The sequence below is a fragment of the Chryseobacterium bernardetii genome (assembly GCF_003815975.1).
Classification (GTDB): domain Bacteria; phylum Bacteroidota; class Bacteroidia; order Flavobacteriales; family Weeksellaceae; genus Chryseobacterium; species Chryseobacterium bernardetii.
Window position 1 is genome coordinate 3,865,048 of record NZ_CP033932.1, and the last position, 15,269, is coordinate 3,880,316.

Annotated in this window: 16 protein-coding genes; 8 read left to right on the forward strand and 8 right to left on the reverse strand. The window is 35.8% G+C overall.

What is annotated here, in order from left to right; all coding sequences use genetic code 11:
• The gene (locus tag EG339_RS17535; protein ID WP_123871230.1) at positions 1-630 is read left to right on the forward strand and encodes a response regulator transcription factor; all 630 of its coding nucleotides are present in this window, start codon (positions 1-3) and stop codon (positions 628-630) included.
• 141 nt (positions 631-771) lie between these two features.
• On the opposite strand, the gene EG339_RS17540 is transcribed toward EG339_RS17535, so the two are convergent.
• The 3 genes from EG339_RS17540 to EG339_RS24560 form a co-directional block, all read right to left on the reverse strand.
• Positions 772-1,338: a hypothetical protein gene (locus EG339_RS17540; RefSeq protein WP_123871231.1), complete on the reverse strand. Its 567-nt coding sequence runs from the start codon at positions 1,336-1,338 to the stop codon at positions 772-774.
• Positions 1,339-1,444: 106 nt separating this feature from the next.
• Positions 1,445-1,975, reverse strand: coding sequence for a hypothetical protein (locus tag EG339_RS24555; protein ID WP_228459644.1), 531 nt, complete (start codon positions 1,973-1,975; stop codon positions 1,445-1,447).
• A 105-nt stretch (positions 1,976-2,080) separates the two neighbouring features.
• Positions 2,081-2,518 (reverse strand): hypothetical protein, encoded by a 438-nt coding sequence (locus EG339_RS24560; protein ID WP_228459645.1) that lies wholly within the window; start codon positions 2,516-2,518, stop codon positions 2,081-2,083.
• A gap of 149 nt (positions 2,519-2,667) precedes the next feature.
• Here EG339_RS24560 and EG339_RS17550 point away from each other — a divergent pair, with 149 nt between their 5' ends.
• The gene (locus EG339_RS17550) at positions 2,668-3,228 is read left to right on the forward strand and encodes a hypothetical protein (protein WP_123871232.1); all 561 of its coding nucleotides are present in this window, start codon (positions 2,668-2,670) and stop codon (positions 3,226-3,228) included.
• 154 nt (positions 3,229-3,382) lie between these two features.
• On the opposite strand, the gene infC is transcribed toward EG339_RS17550, so the two are convergent.
• Positions 3,383-3,883, reverse strand: coding sequence for a translation initiation factor IF-3 (gene infC, locus EG339_RS17555; RefSeq protein WP_027372223.1), 501 nt, complete (start codon positions 3,881-3,883; stop codon positions 3,383-3,385).
• A gap of 147 nt (positions 3,884-4,030) precedes the next feature.
• A complete protein-coding gene (thrS, locus tag EG339_RS17560) occupies positions 4,031-5,950 on the reverse strand; it encodes a threonine--tRNA ligase (protein WP_123871233.1) in 1,920 nt (639 codons plus the stop codon).
• Between the two features lie 91 nt (positions 5,951-6,041).
• On the opposite strand from thrS, the gene EG339_RS17565 reads away from it, so the two are divergent.
• Both EG339_RS17565 and EG339_RS17570 read left to right on the forward strand, forming a co-directional pair.
• A complete protein-coding gene (locus EG339_RS17565) occupies positions 6,042-7,229 on the forward strand; it encodes a DUF4932 domain-containing protein (protein WP_123871234.1) in 1,188 nt (395 codons plus the stop codon).
• A gap of 20 nt (positions 7,230-7,249) precedes the next feature.
• Positions 7,250-8,224: a dipeptidase gene (locus EG339_RS17570; RefSeq protein ID WP_123871235.1), complete on the forward strand. Its 975-nt coding sequence runs from the start codon at positions 7,250-7,252 to the stop codon at positions 8,222-8,224.
• A gap of 116 nt (positions 8,225-8,340) precedes the next feature.
• On the opposite strand, the gene EG339_RS17575 is transcribed toward EG339_RS17570, so the two are convergent.
• Positions 8,341-9,885, reverse strand: coding sequence for a hypothetical protein (locus EG339_RS17575; protein WP_123871236.1), 1,545 nt, complete (start codon positions 9,883-9,885; stop codon positions 8,341-8,343).
• A 148-nt stretch (positions 9,886-10,033) separates the two neighbouring features.
• Here EG339_RS17575 and EG339_RS17580 point away from each other — a divergent pair, with 148 nt between their 5' ends.
• The 4 genes from EG339_RS17580 to leuB are packed head-to-tail and all read left to right on the forward strand — an operon-like array spanning position 10,034 to position 14,340.
• Positions 10,034-11,197 carry a 2-isopropylmalate synthase gene (locus EG339_RS17580; RefSeq protein WP_123871237.1) on the forward strand — a complete coding sequence of 388 codons (1,164 nt, stop codon included), beginning with the start codon at positions 10,034-10,036 and terminating at the stop codon, positions 11,195-11,197.
• 31 nt (positions 11,198-11,228) lie between these two features.
• Positions 11,229-12,617 carry a 3-isopropylmalate dehydratase large subunit gene (leuC, locus tag EG339_RS17585; protein ID WP_123871238.1) on the forward strand — a complete coding sequence of 463 codons (1,389 nt, stop codon included), beginning with the start codon at positions 11,229-11,231 and terminating at the stop codon, positions 12,615-12,617.
• Positions 12,618-12,626: 9 nt separating this feature from the next.
• Complete coding sequence (gene leuD / locus EG339_RS17590) at positions 12,627-13,235, forward strand: 3-isopropylmalate dehydratase small subunit (protein ID WP_123871239.1); 609 nt, start codon at positions 12,627-12,629, stop codon at positions 13,233-13,235.
• Positions 13,216-14,340, forward strand: a complete 1,125-nt coding sequence (gene leuB / locus EG339_RS17595) for a 3-isopropylmalate dehydrogenase (protein ID WP_123871240.1) — start codon at positions 13,216-13,218, stop codon at positions 14,338-14,340. The genes leuD and leuB overlap by 20 nt, the downstream gene beginning before the upstream one ends.
• 124 nt (positions 14,341-14,464) lie before the next feature.
• On the opposite strand, the gene EG339_RS17600 is transcribed toward leuB, so the two are convergent.
• Positions 14,465-14,650, reverse strand: a complete 186-nt coding sequence (locus tag EG339_RS17600; protein ID WP_123871241.1) for a hypothetical protein — start codon at positions 14,648-14,650, stop codon at positions 14,465-14,467.
• A 13-nt stretch (positions 14,651-14,663) separates the two neighbouring features.
• Positions 14,664-15,269 (reverse strand): DUF4230 domain-containing protein, encoded by a 606-nt coding sequence (locus EG339_RS17605; RefSeq protein ID WP_123871242.1) that lies wholly within the window; start codon positions 15,267-15,269, stop codon positions 14,664-14,666.

The window sequence follows — 15,269 nt, forward strand, 5'->3', positions numbered from 1 at the left end:
ATGATAAAAGTAGCCATAACAGACGATCATCCGCTTCTATTGGAAGGGTTGAAAAATATTTTAGGAAATAACGATAGCATAGACGTTGTAGAATGCTTCAAAAATGTTTCAGAAATGAATGCAGGATTGAAAAAACAACCTGTTGATATTTTATTACTGGATATTAATTTGGCAGATATCAACAGCATCGAACTCATAAAACCTTTAAAGAAAAAATACGAAAATCTTCAGATCATTATGCTGAGTGTTCACAATGAATTGCCTGTCATCAACAGTACATTGGCAGAAGGTGCTTTGGGATACATTCAGAAAAACGCTTCTGTTTCTGAAATCCTTGAAGGAATTAATACAGTATATGCCGGAAACCGGTTTTTATGTTCACAAACCAAGGCTGTTTTGGATAAAAAGTCACCCGACGGTTTAAATCAGGTTCCTAAATTAACCCGTAGAGAAAAGGAAATTCTGGCAGAAGCGGCAAAAGGACTTACTACTAATCAGATGGCAGAAAAACTGTTTATCAGCCCGCACACTGTGGAAAGCCATAGGAAAAACCTTATTGAGAAATTCCAGACCTCTAACCTTAGCTCAGCCATTAAACTAGCCATAGAATATGGTTTGATTATTGAATAATATATAAAACATTCAGTTTAAATGACTTGAATTTAACTAATTCCTGGCTTTGAGACTGTTCCATTACACCAGCAAAAAGGTCTGCTTACATCGTAAAGCAGACCTTTTCTATATATAAATTTAAAATTAGGTGTTCAATTATTAATCTCTGAATCTCAGCGTAGCCTGAAACAGATTTTTCTTTCCTGTTAAATCATATTCTTTATTGTATGTTGGCTCATACATAAGCAAATAAACGCTGTCATCCATATCTTTTAAATTGACCGGCTGATCTACCATAATATCATAAAACCTTGTGATGGTACGCGTAGCAGTCCATTGTTTTGAATTCCCTTTTGGATTTTTATCAAATCTGTGATCTTTCACTCCGGTGTAATACCAATAAGATGGAGCAGAATCCATCAGAAACATCTCTTGATCCTTGTTATACATCTCTTCAGCCATACCTGTACTCTGAAACCAGGGAACCTCAGTATTGAATGCGCCCACAGCTCCTGCATAAATATCCTTATTTGTGGTTGCTCCCACTAAAAAACCTTCAAGGTTGGCAGTGGTAAACTCAAATACAAAAGGTGATTTTTTAAGATCATAAACATCATTTACGGGTTCAATTACTTTTCCGTCCTGCTTGATAACTACTTTTAACGATTGCGCAAAAGTTATGAAGCTCAGTAAACAGAAAAGAAATGTAAAACTTATTCTTCTCATGGTATATCTTTAAATAACTGCTGCAAAGATATTGCTCTTTATCCCCATAAACACTGGCTGGTTTCAGGGGTTTTTCCATTTTATTCCATACTCACTGTATTCTCTTTTAAAACAGATTCCCTTTCAGCTGAATTTTAATGAAAGAAGGTTTTTGTTTTTTACCTTTCGCGGCCACTGAATTGGTAGGATAAACTTCCGCATAAAACGTTTTATCATCCTTCCAGAAAGCTTTAGTTTCGTCGCCAATTTTAAAGTTAGTAAAATTAATATATAAAAGAGTTTCTAAATTAAGGTTTTGCACTGTGTATCTGCTAATTGCGAAATCACTTCCTGTATCATTATTAGAACTGATGTAGGATATCAGGTTTTTACCAGGAAGAACCTGAGGATAGCTATCTGTAGACAGGTCAAAGTTTGCCGGAGATTTTACATTGTAAAAAGTATAATAACTATCAGCAACATCAGCCGAATTTTCTTTAAAAATTTCTAAACGCAGGGAAGGGGATTGTCCTATATATTCATTGGATAACGGTCCTTCTTCTGTAGAGATATTTTCATGCTGTGTAATCATGGTTTCTTTACCATTTTCAGCATATATCCAGTTATCATCTTTCAGTTTTATCTGGGGATTCTTCACAAAAACTTCATTAATTTTATTTGCTGAAGCTGTTTTAAATTCCTGTTCAGAAACTTCTGCTATGGTACCATATTTACTGAACGATTTATTTTTAAAATCCTGAGATTACTTCAAAGTGCTGCTTCTTATTGCATACAGATCAACACCTTTTAAAGTCAGATCAAACGAAGCTGTAAATTCAGATTTTAAAACAAAAGCTTCAATACTGTTGGAAATAGTATTATTAATGCTGTAATGAATAGAGTAGAAGTCTTCAAACTCTTCAAATCCATAATAGTTGTCAAGTTTATTATAGGCAACCTTCAAACGGGCAGCGTCTTTGTTTGGTGACACAAAAAAATGTACAGAATCAAGCTTGGTAAATAACTGAAAGGGAACTTCCTGAACATTATCCACCCCTTTTATCTTTTTGAAGTCTGTAAAAGTGATGTGCTTTTGAATAACTGCTGTTTCTGCTTTTTGATTTTCCGGCGATTTATTCTGTGGATTACATCCTGTCAGCATTACAGTAGAGGATATGAAAAATTGATATATAGGTTTCATTGTTCTATTTTCGGACAAATGTATCAGTATTCAATTCAGCAGCCAACAAAACCTCTGAACATCGGCAATAAATAGCTGAAAACAGGGATATATTGAATGGTATATTTTAATCAATTTTGTAATTGTTAAAAACTAAGTATTGATAGTTAATGAAAAAAGTAATAACCGGTTTTTCAGTGGTAATAGTTTTATTGGCTTCCTGTTCACCTGCTACAGAAAAAAAAGTAAATAAAACAGATTCTACGGTTGCAAAAGCAAACGATATTGCTAAGATTGCTCCGGAAAAGAACACGATATTGAAAGCAGAAGTACCAGGTGACTTTTCAGCATTGGTTCCTGTTGATGTATTGGATACGAAAAGTGAAAACGTTTATGAAAAATATGGGATAGAGTTCTCAGGAAATTGTTATTCTTGTGATCTGGCAAGTGTATCCATTACCAAGAATAAAATAGTATGGACGAATATCTGTGATGATAAGGATACCTTTGAAATCAGTGATTTCTCTGTTTCCTCCGAAGGAAAAAAAACTATTCTGAAAACAACAGACAGAACTTATATTTTAACACAGATTGATAAAGCACCCGTTTATGAGCTGGTTGTGGAAGGTAAAAAGCTTGAATTAAAGAATAAAAGAGCATCCAAATACTTTACAACTAAAAAAGCATTACCTCTTTTTAAAGAGCATGATTGTGGTGATTTTGAAGGATAAAAACTACTAAACCTGTACGAAAGGGGGGACAATGAACGAATACAAATGATGTCTACATAGCCCCTCTTTCTTTTTTATAAAACTTGTTCGTAAAATTCTATAAAAAAAAACCTCAAATTGCTTTGAGGTTTTTATATGTAAAATAATGACTGAATTATTTTGCTGGTTTTTTAGGACTCATCATCATAATCATTCTTTTTCCTTCAAGTTTAGGAAGCTGATCTACCTTACCAACGTGCTCCAATTCCTGAGCCAGTTTTAAAAGCAGGATTTCCCCCTGATCTTTAAAGATAATTGAACGTCCCTTAAAAAATACGTAGGTCTTCAATTTAGAACCTTCTTCAAGGAATTTCTCAGCATGCTTCTTCTTGAATTCATAATCATGGTCATCAGTCTGAGGCCCGAAACGGATCTCTTTTACTACCACTTTTACCTGCTTAGCTTTAAGTTCCTTCTGTTTTTTCTTTTGCTCGTATAAGAATTTCTTATATTCCAATACTCTTGCAATAAAAGGTTCTGCCTTGTCCGAAATTACTACTAAATCCAATTCCTGTTCCGCAGCAATCTGTCTTGCTTTGTCAATTGGATAAATTCCCGGCTCTACGTTATCGCCCACCAAACGAAGCTCTCTCACACGAATTTTATCGTTGATCAAGTGAGCGTCCTCTTGTACAGGACGTCTTTGTGGGCCCCTGTTGTTAAATCTTTGTGCTATTGTATTATAATTTTATTGGTTAACTACTAATTTATACTTAAAGTATTGAGAATACAACATACAGTTCTCAATACTTTAATTGTTTTTTTAAACAGCTGCTTCTTTTTTGAAGTAAGCAGCGAAATCTTCCAGATTCATCACTCCAAGATCTCCTTCACCACGTCTTCTTACAGAAATCGTGCCTTCTTTCTCTTCATTTTCTCCTACTACAAGCATGAAAGGAATCTTCTTTAACTCAGCATCACGGATCTTTTTACCCGTTTTCTCGTTTCTGTCATCAATCTGACCGCTAATATCGTGATTTTCCAAAAATTGTGAAACTTTTTTTGCATAATCTACATATTTTTCACTGATTGGAAGAATGATAAACTGATCCGGGCTCAACCATAGAGGGAAATCTCCCGCAGTGTTTTCCAATAAGATCGCGATAAAACGTTCCATAGAACCGAAAGGTGCTCTGTGGATCATTACCGGCCTGTGTTTTTCATTATCATTTCCGATATAGTGAAGATCAAATCTTTCCGGTAAGTTATAATCTACCTGGATGGTTCCAAGCTGCCATTTTCGTCCTAATGCATCTTTCACCATGAAGTCAAGCTTAGGCCCATAGAAGGCTGCTTCTCCATATTCAACAACTGTTTTCAATCCTTTTTTCTGGGCTGCATTGATAATTGCGTTTTCTGCTTTCTCCCAGTTTTCATCCGTACCGATATACTTTTCTTTGTTATCAGGATCTCTTAATGAAACCTGAGTCACAAAATCTTCGAAACCTAAAGATTTGAATACATAAAGTGTTAAATCAATTACTTTTTCAAATTCTTCGGAAAGCTGGTCCGGAGTACAGAATAAGTGCGCATCATCCTGGGTAAACCCACGAACTCTCGTTAATCCGTGAAGTTCTCCACTTTGCTCATATCTGTATACAGTACCGAATTCAGCATATCTTTTCGGAAGATCCCTGTAGCTCCATTGTGAAGTCTTATAGATTTCACAGTGGTGAGGGCAGTTCATTGGCTTCAGCAAGAACTCTTCTCCTTCATTCGGAGTTTTGATGGGTTGGAAGCTGTCAGCTCCATATTTATCCCAGTGTCCGGAAGTTACATACAATTCTTTAGCACCGATGTGAGGAGACATTACGAATTCATAACCTCCTTTTTTCTGAGCTTCTGAAAGGAAATTTTCCAGTTTTCTTCTTAAAGCAGTTCCTTTTGGCAGCCAAAGTGGCAAGCCGGCTCCTACTTTTTCTGAGAATGCGAAAATACCCAGTTCTTTACCAAGTTTTCTGTGGTCCCTTCTTTTAGCTTCTTCCAATTTTTCAAGATACTCAGTAAGTTCCTTCTGTTTAGGGAAAGAAATACCATATACCCTTGTTAGTTGAGGATTCTTTTCGTTTCCTCTCCAATAAGCTCCTGCTGCATTTAAAATTTTAACAGCCTTTACGATTCCTGTGTTAGGAATATGTCCTCCACGGCATAAATCGGTGAAGTTATCATGGGTTACAAAAGTGATTTCTCCATCATTCAGATTAGAGATCAGTTCCACTTTGTAAGGGTTGTCTGCATATGTTTTTAAAGCCTCTTCTTTAGAAACCGGATATAAAGAGAAAGTTGAACCTTTCTTGGCGTTTTCCAGAACTTTCTTCTCAATCTTTTCAAAATCTTTTTCAGATAAACTTTCATCCCCGAAATCTACATCATAGTAGAATCCGCTTTCTATGGCCGGGCCAATAGTCAGTTTAGCATTAGGATAAAATTCAAGGATAGCCTGCGCCAAAAGGTGGGCAGAAGAATGCCAGAAAGCTTTCTTTCCAAGATCATCATTCCAGGTCAAAAGCTGTACCGTTGAATCCGTGGTTATAGGCGTGGTTACTTCTACTTGTTTGTCATTAACAATTGCGGAAATGGTATTTCTAGCCAATCCCTCGCTTATAGATTTTGCCACATCTAGAGGAGTAACTGCTCCTTCGAATTCTTTGACACTATTGTCTGGAAGTGTAATTTTTATCATTGTTTACTAAAAAATTTAAGATGCAAAAATACGCATTTTTTAGTTAAAATACTATATTAGCCTATATTTAGAATAAGAATTAATATTAACCATGAAAAAGATATTGTTCATTTTAGTTTCATTAACCACTGTATCTGCTTTTTCACAGAAAAAGTCTGCTAAATTTTCCGTCCATTACAATAAGAATATTGAGACTTATTTCCTGGCAGAAATCCTTTCAGCAGAGCATAGAAAAAACAACAGAGATTTCGAAATGTACAAAATAAAAGAATGTTCTGCTTATCAGCCTATTGTCAATCTTGCATTGAAAAAATTTGCAGGTCTTAAAAACTCAAATATTGCAATTGAAACAGCAAAAATAAATGATATTTTGCTTGAAAAATATGGCTTGGGAAATGATATGTTAATGAATCCACTGATGCATCACAAAGAATTTCCAGCTACAGAATGGATTTCTGACTATCAGTATAGTAACAATAATTTAACGGCGGAACAGAATAAAGAAATAACTCAATTAATCAAAAATTATCTCTCGGGACTTTCAAAATTCTATACTGAAGAAAATGTCGGACAGTTTTTTATTGAGAATAATGGCTTTTATAAAGGGGGAGAAGCTGAGTATAAAAAACATATTCCTGCTGGTTTTACGGATGCCATGGAGCAGTTTTATGGTGAAGGTTTTCATACTTATACCATTTTGATTTCTCCTATGATGATGTGGCCTATAGAAGATAATGAAGGAAGAGGAATCGCTACCAATGTAATTTCGAAATCCGGAAAAACCGATATTTACGAAATAGCAAGTCCGTTCGTAAAAGTTGAGAAGCAAGGCCAGTTTGGATATGATAACCAATTTCAGGCGAGATTTTTAAGTATTCATGAGTTCGGGCATTCCTTTGTAAACAAGGAAGTATACCAACGCAAAGATCAACTTGAAAAATTCAAAGCGCTGTTTGAAAAATCAAATTTAAAAGAGCTGATGATAAAAACCGGCGGTTATGGAGATTACCAAATCTGTATTGCAGAGCATTTAGTGAGGCTAGGAGAAATTGAAACTGCAAAAATCCAGAAGGATTTTGAAAGGGCTGAAAGACTGAAAGAATATCATTTAAAAAACAATTTTATCTTCCTTCCGCTACTAGAGGAAAAACTAAAAGAATATAATACCAACAGAAAAAAGTATAGAAAATTTGGGGATTTTGTTCCTCAATTGCTGCAGGTTTTTGAAAATTCAGATATTGAGTATATCAATAATGCCTTAAGCCAGAACAAAAAATAAAGCCATAAATTGCCTTTACTATGAATACAATAAACATTGATCTACACTGTGACCTGTTATATTATTTACTAAGGTCAGATTCAGCTGTCAACGATAAAGAGCTGGGATGCTCATTGCCTTATCTGCAGGATGGCAATGTAAAGCTTCAGATAATGGCTATTTATGCAGGAACTGGTGAGGGAAGCACAGCTTACGGACTGCAGCAAAGCAAATTGTTCTCAGATCTTATCAAAAATGACAACTTTTTCCTATTTGAGAATGATAATTATAAAAAACCTGAGAATGAAAACCGGATAGGCGTTATTGCTTCCATTGAAAATGCTTCTGCTTTCTGTGATGAAAACCAAAGCCTGGATTCAGGATTTAAAAACCTTGAAACAATTATTGAAAATACTGAGAAAGTATTTTATATTGGAATTACCCACCATTTAGAAAACCGTTTCGGAGGCGGGAATAATGCAACTGCAGGATTAAAGGAAGACGGCAAAGTACTGATAGACTATATTGCAGATCGTAAAATTGCTATCGATTTAGCCCACACAAGTGATCAGCTAGCCTATGATATCTTCACTTATATAGACCAGAAAAATTATTCAGTTCCTGTATTGGCAAGCCATTCCAATTACAGAGCAATTTATAAAAACAACCGTAATCTTCCCGATGAGCTGGCGAAAGAAGTGATTAACAGAAACGGACTGATTGGTTTAAACTTTATTAAGGATTATATAGATACTGAACATCCGGAAAGACTTTATGAACATATCCGGCACGGACTCGACCTGGGTGGAGAAAACAATATCGCATACGGAGCAGATTATTTCTATTGGAAGGATCATCCTGACACATCCCGTCACCCGTTTTTCTTTAGAGAACATTCTAATGCATCAGTCTATCCATCTGTTAATAAAGAAATTGAACAACAGTTCTCTTCTGAGCTTGCAGAAAAGATCAGCCACAAGAACGCTTTAAGTTTTATAGCAAGTATTTATAGATGATTTCAGTTATTGGTATGGTTCGGCTGGCTCTTAGAGCCAGCCGAATTTTTTATGAGATAAATTCACAAAAAAAATTGTTAATCAAATAGATATAAACATTTGATAGCTTTTTTATCTTAACTTTTTCTTTTATACTTCACTTTTTGTTTGATAATTTCAATTACATCCACATTCTGGACTTTAGATTTGATCCACCCATGAATATCAATATAGAATAAAGATCTTCTGTAATATTCATTTTTAGAAAATTCTTCAAGTTTGCTGTCAAACATTTCAAATGCTTTTTGTCTCTGATCCAACACCTGATTATTCAGGTTTTTAAAAAACTGGATACTTTCAAAATGGAACTCTTCGGGTTTCTTCATCTTTTTAGCAAATTTCAGCGTAGAAGCAATAAACTCATCATAATCTTCATCATTTCCGGATTCATACTTAGACATTAAAATCAGAATTCTGGTATGAAACAAAAGATCTTCCTGTACATTACCTTTGGATTCTATCACTCTCATAGAGTATTCAATTGACTTTTCATACATTTTACTTCCGAAAAACATCGCGGCCATCTTAAGATAAAGAATCATAAAGTGATGCTCATCAATCCTTTCCCGCAGTTTTTCCATTTTCAATTCAATTTCGGGAATAAGCTTCGTACCTGTGAAAAATTCACCTTTCACAAAATGAATGTTCATTAATGTATTGTAATGCGTAAGAAAAATCAGAGACTGGAGATTTTCATTCTGGGCAAAGTTTTCATCATTAACCCTTATATTAAATTCTTTAAAATTTTCTTCCAGGATGTCAATATTTCCATACAGGAAAAGGATTTTCAACAGATAAGTGTTTCCTTTAATATACCATACCGGATGGCTGAAGATCATCTCAGGGGTTTTATGAAAAAGGTCTACCCATTGGTAGGCATATTTCAAGGTGTATTTATAATCCTGCAACAATTGGTTTTTCCAGACATGAGCTTTAAAATACCATAGCTTTTCTGTAAAATTCAACTTATCGAACCTGATATTTTTAATCTCAGCATTAAAAATATCCAGAACTTCCTCACGGTCTGTATCATTTTTTACATAGCCGTGAGTAAGCATTTCACTGTACAGCTTCAGGGAAAGATTAGACAGTTTTGTAGTATAGCGGTTTTGCTTGCTTAATTCCTGAGATTGTCTGATCAGTTCTTCAGCCCGTCCTTCGAAACTGCGTGTAATGAATTGGGATTCAATCACTTTTTCCAGGTCGATAATCTCAGAGGCGATACTTTTTTCATCCAGTTCCAAAGCAGTTTGTTTGGTTTTATCCAGTATTTTCAAAGCCTGTTTGTAAAGGCCTTTCTGATACAGAATATTGGCAAAATCCAGTTGTTCCCGAAGCTGGATCCTGTAATTCTGATGGCTTGGGTTCATCCGGAGGCTTACCAGAATCTGTTTATAAAGGTGGGCTTTCAGGTTAGACAACTGCTGCTTGGTTGATATTTTCTTTTCAATGATAATACTTTCATCATATTCCTTCATTTTATCCATTTCAGAAAAAAGAAGTAAGAATTTGGCGTCTACATTAATTCCGAGGCGGTTTACATACAGCTTGAACTGTCGCTTTTCGGAAGTCGTCAATGACTTTACCAGTACAAACAAAAAATCTTTCTGCAATTCTGCCATTGTAAATTTTTAAAATTTAAATAATTAAATATCAGCAATATATCCTTATTTCTTCAATCATTGAATATTGTAATTTTCTGAAAAAATGAAAACGAAAAAATATTGCAAACTGTAGTTTTGAATCAAAATTAAGTAAAAAACTTCATTTATGAATTCCGAAAAAATTGAAATTTTTGATACCACACTGCGGGATGGAGAACAGGTTCCTGGTTGTAAACTGAATACAAAGCAGAAACTGATTATTGCTGAAAAGCTTGATGAACTGGGCGTTGATATCATAGAAGCAGGGTTTCCGATTTCCAGCCCGGGAGATTTTGAGTCTGTTTCTGAAATTTCAAAACTCGTAAAAAATGCAAAGGTATGCGGACTAACAAGAGCTAATAAGAAAGATATTGATACTGCTGCTGAAGCCTTAAGGTTTGCAAAGAAACCAAGAATACATACGGGAATCGGAACTTCTGATTCACATATCAGATACAAATTCAATTCAACAAGGGAAAATATTATAGAACGTGCTGCAGAAGCTGTAAAATATGCGAAAAGATATGTAGAGGATGTAGAATTTTATGCTGAAGATGCAGGAAGAACAGATAATGCCTATCTGGCACAGGTTTGTGAAGCTGTAATTAAAGCAGGAGCTACCGTACTTAATATTCCTGATACTACAGGCTATTGTTTACCGGAAGAATACGGACAAAAAATCAAATACCTTAAAGAGAATGTAAAAGGAATTGAAAAAGCTGTTATATCATGCCATTGCCACAATGATTTAGGTTTAGCTACCGCTAATTCAATTTCAGGAGCCATTAACGGAGCTCGCCAAATTGAATGTACCATCAACGGATTGGGAGAAAGAGCAGGTAATACAGCGCTAGAAGAAGTCGTCATGATTCTGAAACAGCATAAACACCTGAATCTGTATACCGATGTTAACTCCAGAATGTTAAATGAAATGAGCAATATGGTTTCTGATCTGATGGGAATGTCTGTACAGCCCAATAAAGCTATTGTAGGAGCCAATGCATTTGCTCACAGTTCAGGAATCCATCAGGATGGTGTCATCAAAAACAGAGAGACCTATGAAATTATAGACCCTGCTGAAGTGGGCGTAAATGCTTCATCTATTATTCTTACAGCCAGAAGCGGACGTTCTGCGTTGGCTTACCGTTTCAAACATATTGGTCATGATGTAACCAAAGACGAACTGGATTATCTGTACCAGGAATTCTTAAAAGTAGCAGACCTTAAAAAAGAAATAGGCAACGAAGATCTGGCATTGATTATGGAAACATGCAGCAGAAAAATAGGATAGAGGTTTGATTTAATTCAAGATAAAGTAAAAAATGAACAACGATAAAAAGACACTTTTTGATAAAGTCTGGGACGCACATGTAGTAGACACCGTTCCTGACGGGCCACAGATCATCTATATTGATAAACACCTGATTCATGAAGTTACCAGCCCGCAGGCATTTGCCGAACTGGAATCCAGAAACCTGGAAATATTCAGGCCGGACCAGATTGTTGCTACAGCAGATCATAATGTTCCGACTCTTCACCAGGAAGAACCGATCCGTGATGAATTATCAAGAAACCAGGTTCAGCAGTTAACGGAAAACTGTCAGAAAAATAATATTGAATTATTCGGACTAGGCCATCAGTATCAAGGGATTGTTCACATTATTGCCCCTGAACTCGGGATTACACAACCGGGAATGAGCATTGTTTGTGGTGACAGCCATACCTCAACACACGGAGCTTTTGGGACCATTGCCTTTGGAATAGGAACAAGCCAGGTGGCACAGGTCTTTGCCAGTCAGTGTCTGCTGCTTAACAAGCCTAAATCCATGAGAATTATCGTGAATGGTAAGCTTAATGAAAATGTACAGCCTAAGGATGTTATCCTTTATATCATTTCAAAAATCGGAACAGATGGCGGAACAGGGTATTTCTGTGAATATGCCGGAAATGTATTTGAGGAAATGTCAATGGAAGGCAGGATGACAGTTTGCAATATGAGTATTGAAATGGGAGCCAGAGGAGGAATGATAGCTCCGGATGAAACCACTTTTGAATACGTTAAAGGTAGAAAGTTTGCTCCAAAAGGAGAAGAATGGGAAGAAAAAGTAGCATACTGGAATACTTTGAAAACCGATGAAGGCGCTGTTTTTGATAAGGAACTTACCTTTGACGCAGCGGATATTTATCCAATGATTACTTACGGAACCAATCCTGGAATGGGAATTTCAATTCATGAAACCATTCCGGCACCACAAAATGAATCCGAAGCAAAAGCTTTGCAATATATGGGACTGGAGGCAGGCCAAACACCATCCAGTATCAAAATCAATTATGTATTTATAGGCAGCTGCACCAATGCAAGGATTGAAGATTTCAGATCTGCTGCTCAATATATCAAAGGGAAAAGTAAATCTGAAGCGGTAAAAGCATTGATTGTTCCCGGTTCTCAGCAGGTAGTAAAACAAATTTATGAGGAAGGTCTGGATAAAATCTTTAATGATGCAGGATTCCAGATCCGTCAGCCCGGATGTTCAGCTTGTCTGGCCATGAATGATGATAAAATTCCGGAAGGAGAATATTGTGTTTCCACTTCCAACAGGAATTTTGAAGGAAGACAGGGGCAAGGTTCAAGAACCATTCTGGCAAGTCCGCTTACTGCAGCTAAAGCAGCCATAGAAGGCAGAATTTCTGCTTTTGAAAGTTTAAATTAAAGATTACACATGCAAAAATTAGTTATCATAAAATCCACTGCCGTTCCATTAGCGGCAGAAAATATAGATACGGATCAGATCATCCCAGCAAGATTTTTAAAAAGTATTGACAGAAAAGGTTTTGGTGAAAATCTGTTCAGAGATTGGAGATATAATATTCATACCAACGAACCTAATCCTGATTTTGTTTTGAATAACCCCAGATTCAGTGGTGAGATTTTAGTAGCCGGAAATAATTTCGGATGCGGAAGCAGCCGTGAACATGCCGCCTGGGCATTAACGGATTATGGGTTCAAAGTAATTGTCTCAAGTTATTTTGCAGACATTTTTAAAGGCAACGCTTTAAATAACGGTCTTCTTCCTGTAAAAGTTTCTGAAGAATTCTTAAAAGAGATTTTAGAAGGAATCAATGAAAACCCGGATAATGAAATTGCCATTGATGTAGAATTGCAATCCATCAGCTTCAAAGATACCACTGAAACTTTTGAGCTTGATTCTTATAAAAAAATATGCCTTATGAACGGCTATGACGATATTGATTTTTTAATCAGCAAAAAACAGGCGATTACAGAATTCGAACTAAAAACACAGAAAACAAATGAACAACAATTATTTTAAAATCGCAGTTCTTCCCGGAGATGGGATCGGGCCAGAAATTATCAGTGAAAGCATCAAGATCCTGGATGTTATTGCTGAGGCTTTTCAGTATGAATTTCAATTCAATTATGGATTGATTGGTGCAGAAGCTATCTTTAAAACGGGAGATCCGTTGCCGGAAGAAACTTTAAAGATCTGTAAAGAGTCAGATGCAGTACTGTTTGGAGCAATAGGAGATCCTGCATTTGATAATAATCCTGAAGCTAAAGTAAGACCTGAGCAGGGTTTATTGAAACTTCGTAAGGAATTAGGGTTATTCGCCAATATACGGCCTTTGAAAACATATGCTTCCCTGATTGAGAAAAGTCCTTTGAAAAAGGAAATCATTGAAGGAGCTGATATCCAGATTTTCAGAGAGCTGGTAAGCGGAATTTATTTTGGTGAAAAATATACCGACCCTGAAGGAGCTTATGCTTATGATGTATGCAAATACAGCAGGGAAGATATTCTACCTATTGCCCATATGGCATTTCAGGAAGCACAGAAAAGAAATAAAAAACTGACATTAATTGATAAAGCCAATGTTTTGGATACTTCCAGATTATGGAGAAAAATCTGTCAGGAAATTGCTTCTGAATATCCGGATGTACAGTTAGATTATATGTTTGTAGACAATGCAGCCATGCAGCTGATCCTTAATCCAAAGCAGTTTGATGTTATTTTAACAGAGAATATGTTTGGGGATATTATTTCTGATGAAGCCAGCGTGATTGGAGGGTCTATCGGATTGCTTCCATCAGCATCAGTAGGAGAGAAGAATGCATTATTTGAGCCTATTCACGGTTCATATCCGCAAGCGAAAGGAAAAGGGATTGCCAACCCTATTGCTTCCATTTTAAGTGTGGCAATGATGCTTGATCATCTTGGATTACAGCCTGCAGCCAACAAACTGAGACAATCAGTAGAGCACGCTATTGAAAATAAATATGTAACCATTGATCTTAATACCAAGCAATATTATTCTACCAGTGAAGTGGGAAGTTTTATTGCGGATTATATTAAGTATTCTGAAAAATCATATTATAATTTTGAGAATATAAAGATTGGAAAATCAACCATCGTATAATTAGATTACAGTTCACTTAGATAGATAGTTAGAGAAAGGTTCTGCCTCATAATGAGACAGAACCTTTCATTTTTATTTTCCGAATATTTTAAACTTTAAGAAAAAACAAATCGGAATGATTATTTTATTCTTTTGTATTATCCGTTTTTCCTGATTTGTTTTTAGAAGCTTTCTGAATATCTTCTTTATCAATATCAGGGGGATTAACCTTTTTTGATGATGCAGGAATATTCTGGAAATCCTGATTTTGCTTTTGGGTTTCTGCTGAGTTAGCAGTTTCCTTTTTCTTATTATTTCCTTTTGAGTCCATTGCCTGAATTATTTTAGAGTCCAAGAATACCGATCTTTCCGGTCTTATCTTCTATCGTATAATTCAAAGCCTTTGCCAAAACAAAAATATGATCAAGATTTTCCATTAATTGTTTACGTCCTTCAGTTCTCAACTGGTTTTGATCGATGGATTTAATTGCTGTTTCCTTAGCCTTAGCCGTTACATTTTTAATATCCTTTTCAGAAATTCTATTGAAAAATGAATCATCCATAGATTGGATTTCAACGCTTGGTGTAATCCTGATGTCTGCATCAGGAAGCTCAGTGATCACCAGTTTTTTATTGATGGAATCTACCTCAATCTTCATTTTATTAAGGTCATAAGAAACTTGTGCATTGGTTTTGGTAAAGGTAATGATGCTGTTACTGGAAACTTCTTTTCCCATAAATTCGTACCCCATTTTGGTTTTCTGCATGGTGGAATTGTTCTGTTCTATTACCACCATCTTATTCATTTTGGAGATCTGGTTGGTCAGAATATAGTACTCTGACTTTTCCGTTTTTCCGCCAAGATTCAGACAGGATTTAAGTCCAAAAAACAGGAGTACCATAGCACCGGCACCGGCCACAAACGATAAAATTGGCTTATAATTTCTCAA

Excerpts from the sequence above, each read along its gene's own strand:
- EG339_RS17600 (WP_123871241.1), bottom strand. The coding sequence starts at position 14,650 with ATGGACTCAAAAGGAAATAATAAGAAAAAGGAAACTGCTAACTCAGCA.
- EG339_RS17540 (WP_123871231.1), bottom strand. The coding sequence starts at position 1,338 with ATGAGAAGAATAAGTTTTACATTTCTTTTCTGTTTACTGAGCTTCATA.
- thrS (WP_123871233.1), bottom strand. The coding sequence starts at position 5,950 with ATGATAAAAATTACACTTCCAGACAATAGTGTCAAAGAATTCGAAGGA.
- EG339_RS17550 (WP_123871232.1), top strand. The coding sequence starts at position 2,668 with ATGAAAAAAGTAATAACCGGTTTTTCAGTGGTAATAGTTTTATTGGCT.
- leuC (WP_123871238.1), top strand. The coding sequence starts at position 11,229 with ATGAACAACGATAAAAAGACACTTTTTGATAAAGTCTGGGACGCACAT.
- EG339_RS17565 (WP_123871234.1), top strand. The coding sequence starts at position 6,042 with ATGAAAAAGATATTGTTCATTTTAGTTTCATTAACCACTGTATCTGCT.
- leuB (WP_123871240.1), top strand. The coding sequence starts at position 13,216 with ATGAACAACAATTATTTTAAAATCGCAGTTCTTCCCGGAGATGGGATC.
- EG339_RS24560 (WP_228459645.1), bottom strand. The coding sequence starts at position 2,518 with ATGAAACCTATATATCAATTTTTCATATCCTCTACTGTAATGCTGACA.
- EG339_RS17570 (WP_123871235.1), top strand. The coding sequence starts at position 7,250 with ATGAATACAATAAACATTGATCTACACTGTGACCTGTTATATTATTTA.
- EG339_RS17575 (WP_123871236.1), bottom strand. The coding sequence starts at position 9,885 with ATGGCAGAATTGCAGAAAGATTTTTTGTTTGTACTGGTAAAGTCATTG.
- EG339_RS17580 (WP_123871237.1), top strand. The coding sequence starts at position 10,034 with ATGAATTCCGAAAAAATTGAAATTTTTGATACCACACTGCGGGATGGA.
- leuD (WP_123871239.1), top strand. The coding sequence starts at position 12,627 with ATGCAAAAATTAGTTATCATAAAATCCACTGCCGTTCCATTAGCGGCA.
- EG339_RS17535 (WP_123871230.1), top strand. The coding sequence starts at position 1 with ATGATAAAAGTAGCCATAACAGACGATCATCCGCTTCTATTGGAAGGG.